This window comes from Actinomyces sp., from assembly GCF_030524025.1.
In the GTDB taxonomy this organism is placed as follows: Bacteria; Actinomycetota; Actinomycetes; order Actinomycetales; family Actinomycetaceae; genus Actinomyces.
The window spans coordinates 52,173-59,466 of the sequence record NZ_JAUNHI010000002.1; the positions used below are offsets into that span (position 1 = coordinate 52,173).

Annotated in this window: 8 protein-coding genes and 1 pseudogene; 4 read left to right on the forward strand and 5 right to left on the reverse strand. The window is 73.9% G+C overall.

Annotated features, from left to right (window positions below; genetic code table 11):
- Nucleotides 1-244 precede the first annotated feature (244 nt).
- Nucleotides 245-1,162, reverse strand: coding sequence for a bifunctional methylenetetrahydrofolate dehydrogenase/methenyltetrahydrofolate cyclohydrolase (locus Q4C85_RS01300; protein WP_303138832.1), 918 nt, complete (start codon nucleotides 1,160-1,162; stop codon nucleotides 245-247).
- A complete protein-coding gene (glyA, locus tag Q4C85_RS01305) occupies nucleotides 1,159-2,469 on the reverse strand; it encodes a serine hydroxymethyltransferase (protein ID WP_303138834.1) in 1,311 nt (436 codons plus the stop codon). The genes Q4C85_RS01300 and glyA overlap by 4 nt, the downstream gene beginning before the upstream one ends.
- Here glyA and rpmE point away from each other — a divergent pair.
- The 4 genes from rpmE to Q4C85_RS01325 all read left to right on the forward strand — a co-directional run bounded on the left by rpmE (nucleotide 2,468) and on the right by Q4C85_RS01325 (nucleotide 4,682).
- Complete coding sequence (gene rpmE, locus Q4C85_RS01310) at nucleotides 2,468-2,821, forward strand: 50S ribosomal protein L31 (protein WP_303138835.1); 354 nt, start codon at nucleotides 2,468-2,470, stop codon at nucleotides 2,819-2,821. The genes glyA and rpmE overlap by 2 nt on opposite strands.
- A gap of 80 nt (nucleotides 2,822-2,901) precedes the next feature.
- The gene (gene ykgO / locus Q4C85_RS01315; RefSeq protein ID WP_303138836.1) at nucleotides 2,902-3,024 is read left to right on the forward strand and encodes a type B 50S ribosomal protein L36; all 123 of its coding nucleotides are present in this window, start codon (nucleotides 2,902-2,904) and stop codon (nucleotides 3,022-3,024) included.
- 234 nt (nucleotides 3,025-3,258) lie between these two features.
- Entirely contained in the window at nucleotides 3,259-4,113 is an 855-nt protein-coding gene (purU, locus tag Q4C85_RS01320; RefSeq protein WP_303138837.1) for a formyltetrahydrofolate deformylase, read from the forward strand.
- Nucleotides 4,110-4,682 (forward strand): carbonic anhydrase, encoded by a 573-nt coding sequence (locus Q4C85_RS01325; RefSeq protein ID WP_303138838.1) that lies wholly within the window; start codon nucleotides 4,110-4,112, stop codon nucleotides 4,680-4,682. The genes purU and Q4C85_RS01325 overlap by 4 nt, the downstream gene beginning before the upstream one ends.
- Nucleotides 4,683-4,736: 54 nt before the next feature.
- On the opposite strand, the gene Q4C85_RS01330 is transcribed toward Q4C85_RS01325, so the two are convergent.
- From Q4C85_RS01330 to Q4C85_RS01345, 3 genes and pseudogenes are all read right to left on the reverse strand, one after another.
- Nucleotides 4,737-5,060: a hypothetical protein gene (locus Q4C85_RS01330; protein WP_303138840.1), complete on the reverse strand. Its 324-nt coding sequence runs from the start codon at nucleotides 5,058-5,060 to the stop codon at nucleotides 4,737-4,739.
- A 622-nt stretch (nucleotides 5,061-5,682) separates the two neighbouring features.
- The gene (locus tag Q4C85_RS01340) at nucleotides 5,683-6,909 is read right to left on the reverse strand and encodes an N-acetylglucosamine-6-phosphate deacetylase (RefSeq protein WP_303138843.1); all 1,227 of its coding nucleotides are present in this window, start codon (nucleotides 6,907-6,909) and stop codon (nucleotides 5,683-5,685) included.
- Nucleotides 6,910-6,961: 52 nt separating this feature from the next.
- Nucleotides 6,962-7,294, reverse strand: a pseudogene (locus Q4C85_RS01345) (winged helix DNA-binding domain-containing protein); the annotation flags it as partial.

Sequence of the window (7,294 nt, forward strand, 5' to 3'; positions counted from 1 at the left end):
ACCGGCGCCGGGCCCCCCCCCCGGCCGCGGGGGGGCCCGCGCCCCCCCCCGGGGGCGGGCCCCCCGGGGGGGGGGGGGGGGGGGGGGTGGGCCCCCCCCCCCGCCGCAGGCTTGTCCGTGAGGCCTCGGTCGGGATCAGGCGAGGAGGTCATGGCCACCAGCCTATCCGCGGCCCTCCACCCGCGGGCCCGGATCGACGTCGTCGGGAGCCCGGGCGCGCAGACCCGCCGCCGGTCGGGAACCCTCAGGCGGAGGCCGCCTCCCCATCCACCTGACGCTCGGCGGCCTCGACGACATTGGCCAGCAGCAGCGCGCGGGTCATCGGTCCGACCCCGCCCGGGTTGGGTGACAGCCAGGCGGCGACCCGGTCGACGCCGTCGGCGACGTCCCCGGCGATCCGGCCCTTGCCGGTGGCAGGGTCGACCACCCGGGAGACCCCGACGTCCAGGACGACCGCACCGGGCTTGACCGTCTCGGCGGTCACGATCCCGGGCACGCCGGCCGCCGCGATGACGACATCGGCGCGGCGCAGGTGCGCCTCGAGGTCGCGGGTGCCGGTGTGGCACACGTCGACAGTGGCGTTGACGTCCTTGCGGCCCAGGAGCAGGCCGATGCTGCGCCCGACGGTCACGCCCCGTCCCACGACGCACACGTCGGCGCCCGCCAGCTCGATGCCGTGACGGGTCATCAGCTCGATGCAGGCCCGCGGCGTGCACGGCAGGGGCGAGGTGATCGGCCCGCTCGTGCGCAGCACGAGGCGTCCGAGGTTGGTGGGGTGGAGGCCGTCAGCGTCCTTGGCCGGGTCGATGCGCTCGAGGACCGCGTTCGTGTCGACGCCGGCGGGCAGCGGCAGCTGGACGATGTAGCCGGTGCAGTCGGGGTCGGCGTTGAGCGCGTCGACGGCCTCAATGACCTCGGCCTGGGTGGCCGTGGCGGGAAGGTCGACCCGGATCGAGGCGATCCCCACCTCGGCGCAGTCGGCGTGCTTGCCCGCGACGTAGCGCACCGAGCCGGGGTCCTCACCGACCAGGACCGTGCCCAGCCCGGGGACGACCCCGTGCTCGCGCAACCGGCCGACCCGTGTGGCGAGCTCGGACTTGATGGCCGCGGCGGTGGCGGTGCCGTCGAGCAGGCGGGCCCCACCGGCCCAGGGCGCCCTCACTGGGACAGGCCCGGGTAGAGCGGGAAAGCGTCAGTCAGCGCCGCCACACGGGCCCGCAGGCCCGCCAGGAGCTCCTCGTCGGCCCGGCCGGCCGCCCCCGCCACGAGGGCGGCGGCGATGATGTCGGCGACCTCAGCGAACTCCTGCGCCCCGAAGCCACGGGTGGCCAGGGCGGGGGTGCCGATGCGCAGCCCCGAGGTCACCCGCGGGGGCCGGGGGTCGAAGGGCACGGCGTTGCGGTTGACCGTGATGCCCGCGGCATGGAGGAGGTCCTCGGCCTGCTGGCCGTCCAGGGTCGAGTCGCGCAGGTCGACGAGCACAAGGTGGACGTCGGTGCCCCCGGTGACCAGCTGGACGCCGGCCGCCCGGACGTCGTCGGCGAGCAGGCGCTGGGCGAGGATGGCGGCGCCCTCGACGGTGCGGGCCTGACGGTCCTTGAACTCCTCGGTGCCGGCGATCCTCATGGCGGTCGCCTTGGCCGCGATGACATGCATGAGGGGCCCGCCCTGCTGGCCAGGGAAGACGTTGGAGTTGATCTTCTTGCCCCACTGCTCGCCCCGGCTGGACAGGATCATGCCCGAGCGCGGGCCGCCGAGGGTCTTGTGGACGGTCGTCGAGACGATGTCGGAGGCCGGCACAGGGCTGGGGTGCAGGCCGGCGGCGACGAGCCCGGCGAAGTGCGCCATGTCGGTCCACAGGGCGGCGCCGACCTCGTCGGCGATGGAGCGGAAGGCCTCGAAGTCGAGGTGGCGCGGGTAGGCCGACCAGCCGGCGATGATGACCCGCGGCCGCTCGCGCAGCGCGGCCTCACGCACCTGGTCCATCTCGATGCGGTGGGAGGACTCGTCGACGCCGTAGGCGGTGGCCTTGTACAGGCGGCCGGAGAAGTTGATGCGCATGCCGTGGGTGAGGTGTCCGCCGTGGGCCAGGGACAGTCCCAGGATGGTGTCGCCCGGCTCCGCCAGGGCGCCGAGCACGGCGGCGTTGGCCTGAGCCCCGGAGTGGGGCTGGACGTTGGCGTAGTCCCCGCCGAAGACCGCCAGGGCCCGCTCGATGGCCAGGGACTCGGCCACGTCGACGACCTCGCAGCCACCGTAGTAGCGGCGGCCGGGGTAGCCCTCGGCGTACTTGTTGGTCAGGACCGATCCCTGGGCCTGGAGCACGGCGCGGGGCACGAAGTTCTCCGAGGCGATCATCTCCAGTGTGCCCCGCTGGCGGGCGAGCTCGTCGTCCAGGACGGCGGCGATCTCCGGGTCCAGCTCGGCCAGTGGGAGGTCGTTGAGGGTGGTGTCGGCGCGGTCGGTCATGCTTCTCCTCGGTGTCTGCGCGGCAGGCGCGCAATGGCGTCGACCTCGGCCCAGGCGGGCGACCAGGTCCTCCCTGCGTCCATCCGCCGAGGCATCGGACGTGCCTGCGCTCCCCGGTGGTGGCCACCTCATCGCCAGTCGCGCGGCGGCCACATCGTACCGCTGCGAGGCCCGCCGCGTGCAGCACGCCGCCGGAGGCTCCACCACCCGCCGCGCTGCCGCCCGCCGGAGGCGCATCGACGTCGAGGTCTCCAGCGCCTCCCACCCGTTCTGGACGGGCCAGGGCAGAGTCCTGGACACCGCCGGCCGGGTGGAGAAGTTCGAGCGCCGCTACGGCCGGCGGACCCGCTGAGTGCCGCGGTCCCGTCGGCAGTCCCGGCCGGGCCGGCCCGCCACCCCCAGACACGTCCCGACCACCTCGAGGAGACCGACATGAAAGTCCGCGCATCCATCCGCTCACTGGCCCGACAGCCGGGGAGCAAGGTCGTGCGCCGTCGCGGCCGGATCTACGTCATCAACAAGCAGAACCCCCGCCTCAAGGCGTGCCAGGGCTGAGCGCCTGGTGGGGCATTGATCGGGTCGGTCCGCGAGATGGCGGCGATGCGGGCGGGCGTGTCGCACGCGACCTCGCACGCGTCGTTGGCGGATGACGCTGGGGCTCGGCCCGACCGCTCCCTCCCCTCGCCGAGATCGGGACATATGGCACCTCGAGGTCACCCCGATCTCGCGGGTCGTCCGCTCCTCGGCCCCCCGGACGTCGGGCGGGGAGCACCTCGATAGCCTAGGCGCATGAGTTCTGACGCGCAGCACCTTGTCCTGACGCTCTCGTGCCCGGACCGCCCCGGCATCGTCCATGCGGTATCCGGTGCCCTGGCACGTCGAGGCGGAAATATCACCGAGTCGAGCCAGTTCGGCGACGCAGAGACGGGACTGTTCTTCATGCGCGTCACCGTCATGACCCGGGTGCCGCGCACCGAGCTCGAGGCCGACCTGGCCGAGCTCGCCGAGACATACGGCATGCAGTGGTCCCTCGACGAGGTCGACCGCCCGATGCGCACCCTCATCATGGTCTCCAAGGAGGGCCACTGCCTGTCGGACCTGCTGTTCCGGGCGACGTCACAGGGGCTGCCGATCGAGGTCCTCGCCGTCGTGGGCAATCACGAGACCCTGCGCCCGGTCGCGGAGTTCTACGGCGTGCCCTTCCACCACATCCCGGTGACCGCCGAGACCAAGGCCGAGTCCGAGGCCGCCCTCCTCGAGCTGGTCGATCGGCTCGGGGTCGAGCTGGTGGTCCTGGCTCGTTATATGCAGATCCTCTCACCGGCCCTGTGCGAGCGGCTGCACGGCGGCGTCATCAACATCCACCACTCCTTCCTGCCCAGCTTCAAGGGGGCCAAGCCCTACCACCAGGCCCATGAGCGCGGCGTCAAGCTCATCGGCGCCACCGCCCACTACGTCACCCCCGACCTCGACGAGGGGCCCATCATCGAGCAGGACGTCACCCGCGCCTCCCATGCCGACTCCGCCCCCGTGCTTCAGCGCAAGGGCCAGGATGTCGAGCGGCGGGTCCTGGCGCAGGCGGTCACCTGGCACGCCGAGCACCGGGTGCTGCTCAACGGGCAGCGGACCGTCGTCTTCTCGTGAGTGCATCCGAGCGCGGTCCGGGGACGGCCGGCGAGACTCGCAGCCCCGGCACAGCCGCATCGACCCCGTGGGAGGGACACGGCCCCTCGCTCGAGGACGCCCTGGCCCGGGCCTGGCGTCATGCCGAGGCCTTCACGCCCGCCCGCGGCGAGCGCGCGCGGCTCGCGGTGGTCACCTGCATGGACCGACGCCTGGACGTCATGACCCTGTTCGATCTCAAGCCCGGTGACGCCTATGTCATCCGCAACGCGGGAGGGATCCTGACCGAGGACGTGCGCCGCTCCCTGGCCATCGCCCAGCACGAGCTGGGGGTCGAGCAGGTAGTGCTCGTCCACCACACCGACTGCGGCATGTCGCGCCTGGATGACGAGGGCTTCGTTGAGCGTCTGGTCGGCCGGACCGGTGTGCGCCCGAGGTGGACGCCGGGAGGGTTCCGTGATGTCGCCGACGATGTGCGCCGGGCTTTGCGGGAGCTGGCGGCCGACCCGCATGTTCCCGGTGGAGCCGCTGCCCGGGGCTTCGTCTACGACGTCGACGACGGCACGCTGACCGAGGTGAGGGCCGCCTGAGCCGAGCGGGGCGCGCCCCCGCGGGGGGCCGCGCTCAGAACGGGGCGACCGCGTCTAGGAGCTCGGCCAGGCCCAGCGCGTGGAGGGCGCGTGGAGGGCACGGGGATAGGGCACGGCCTCGAAGGCTCCGGCGGGCTCACCGGGTCGCGGCCCCCAGGTCTCCAAGCGCGGGGGACGCTCCTGGCCGGCGCCATGGCGGGCGCCGTCGTCCAGGGCGGGGAGGTCGGCGGGCAGGTCACCGGGGATCTCATCGGTCCCGGTCATGGCTCCCACAGCCTGGGCCAGGCCGCGCTCGAGACGCTCGTCGAGGACGGCGCCGGACAACGGGTCGGTGACCACGCGCCTCCAGGTGCCGCCCGCTGCCAGCACACGGGCCACGACGGCAGGCACGGGTGCGCTGCGCCCGCCGACGGCGATACTCGCCTCCCAGCGCCGCCGGGTGTCGCCGCCACGGGGCTCCTCGCCGCTACGGGGCTTTTCACCATCCGGGGGACGACGATCCCGAGTGCCGGGGTCCTGACCGCCAGAGTCCTGGGAACCAGAGTCCTGGGAACCGGGGTCCCGAGCTCCACCGGAACCGGCGCTGCGAGCCGGATGATCCGGGGGCGGGTCGTCCTTACGTCGGCGGGCTTCCCGCCGCCCGGGAGTCCTCCGGCGTCGGGGGCACAGGGCGTGGTCGGACCGCCACCGCTGCCGGATGCGGCACCGGCGGCGCTCGCAGGGCGGGACTCCCGACAGGCGGTGTGCTGCGCCCCTCGCAGCACGCCCAGGCTCATGGCCACGAGCGCGTCAGCGCGCAGCCGGGGCGAGACTGCGCGAGTACCTGTCAGGGCTGGAGCCGGCGGCGCTCGATGAGGTCGTCGACCGCTCCTGGGACCCGCCGGTGACCCGCGGCGTGCGGATCGCCTCGATCATCGACGACGCCGCCCAGCACTCGGGCCAGGCGGTGTGGGCCCGCCGCCTCCTGGGCCTGACGGGCTGAGATCCTCGCCCACGCCGTTCAGGCCACCGCCCGGCCTCGGCGCAGCACGAGCCGGGGGCGCAGTCCGGCGTCGGCGACGATGAGGTCGGCGCGCATGCCCGGCGCCAGAGCGCCGATGTCCGGCGCCCCGATGATCCGCGCGCCCTGGAGGCTCGCGGCGTAGACGGCGTCGACCAGCGGAACCCCGCCCGCCACGGTGGTGCGCACGACGTCGATAAGATGCGCCGTGCCACCGGCGATCGAGTCGCCATCGGTCAGCCGGGCGATCCCTCCGGCCACGGTGACCGCGGCGGGCCCCAGGAGGTAGTCGCCGTCGGGCATCCCGGCGGCAGCCATGGCGTCGGTGATGAGCACGACGTTGTCCCTGCCCAGGGTCTCGAACATGTCCCGCACGATCGCCGGGTGGAGGTGGACGCCGTCGCCGATCATCTCGGCGACGCACTCCCCCCTCCGGGCGGCGGCGAGGAACTCCGGGACGGGTCCCGGCTTGCGGTGGTGCATGGGGCGCATGCCGTTGAACAGGTGGGTGGCCGTGGAGCGCCGCGCCCGCACCGGCAGCCCGGCCGCGGCGCGGGCGGCCAGCCGGGAGGCGGCCTCGGCCAGGCACTCCCGCACCGGGGCGGCCTCGGCGTCGGTGTGCCCGAAGGACGGCAGCGCCCCGCCGTCGACAAGAGCGGCGATGACGCCGTCGTCCCCGGTCAGCCCCGGTTTCTCCGGGGCGACGGTCATCGTCGCCACGTGCCCGCGCCCGGCCTCGATGAGCCGACGGGTCAGGGCCGCATCCGGGTCGATGATGTGGGCGGGGTCCTGGGCGCCGCACCGCTCGACCGACACGAAGGGGCCCTCGAGGTGGATGCCGGCGATCTCACCGTCCTCGCACAGACCCGCCAGGAGTCCGACGCGCTCGATGAGGGTGCGGGCCTCGGCGGTCACGCACGAGGCCACCAGGCTCGTCGTGCCGTGGCGGCGGTGCTCCATGACGCAGGTCATGGCCTGCGCCGGTGTCTCGGCATTGGGGAAGGACTCGCCGCCGCCGCCGTGGCAGTGGACGTCGACGAGCCCCGGCAGGACGAAGCCCCCCTCGGGGGCCGTGTGGGCGCTGGACACCGCCTCGCCGTGTCCCGCGGCACCGGCGCGCTCGGCGGGCCCGACCCACACGATGCGCCCCTCGGCCAGGACGACCACCCCGTCGTCGATGACCTCCTCGGGGGTGACCACTCGTCCACGGACCGCTGCGCTGCTCATAGGCCCAGCCTACCGCTGGCCGTGGGACGCCAGGGACCGACAGCGACGAGGATCAGGCCAGGCGCCGCTCGACGGCCCGCACCGCACGCTCGACCGCCCCCTCCAGGCGCGCCGAGCGGCGGGCGTCGTCGGCCCAGATGAGTCCCTGGCCGACCGGACGCACCGCAACGACCCTCCCGCGGTCGACGAGCAGCGGGCGGAACATCCCGTTCATCGAGGGGCAGATGAGCAGCTCGCCGGCGGCATCGGTCAGGCACAGCCGGTCCTTGTACCCCACGTGGAGCTCGTCGAAGGAGGCCAGGTAGTGCGTGGCGGCCGCGGCGCGCCGGTCTGCCTCGAGCAGATCGGGCAGATCGGCGCGCATGTACAGAACCCCCGTGCGGCC

Bases quoted from the DNA above. Each gene is read 5' to 3' on its own strand.
- rpmE (WP_303138835.1), top strand. From the start codon at position 2,468: ATGCTTCTCCTCGGTGTCTGCGCGGCAGGCGCGCAATGGCGTCGACCT.
- glyA (WP_303138834.1), bottom strand. From the start codon at position 2,469: ATGACCGACCGCGCCGACACCACCCTCAACGACCTCCCACTGGCCGAG.
- ykgO (WP_303138836.1), top strand. From the start codon at position 2,902: ATGAAAGTCCGCGCATCCATCCGCTCACTGGCCCGACAGCCGGGGAGC.
- purU (WP_303138837.1), top strand. From the start codon at position 3,259: ATGAGTTCTGACGCGCAGCACCTTGTCCTGACGCTCTCGTGCCCGGAC.
- Q4C85_RS01340 (WP_303138843.1), bottom strand. From the start codon at position 6,909: ATGAGCAGCGCAGCGGTCCGTGGACGAGTGGTCACCCCCGAGGAGGTC.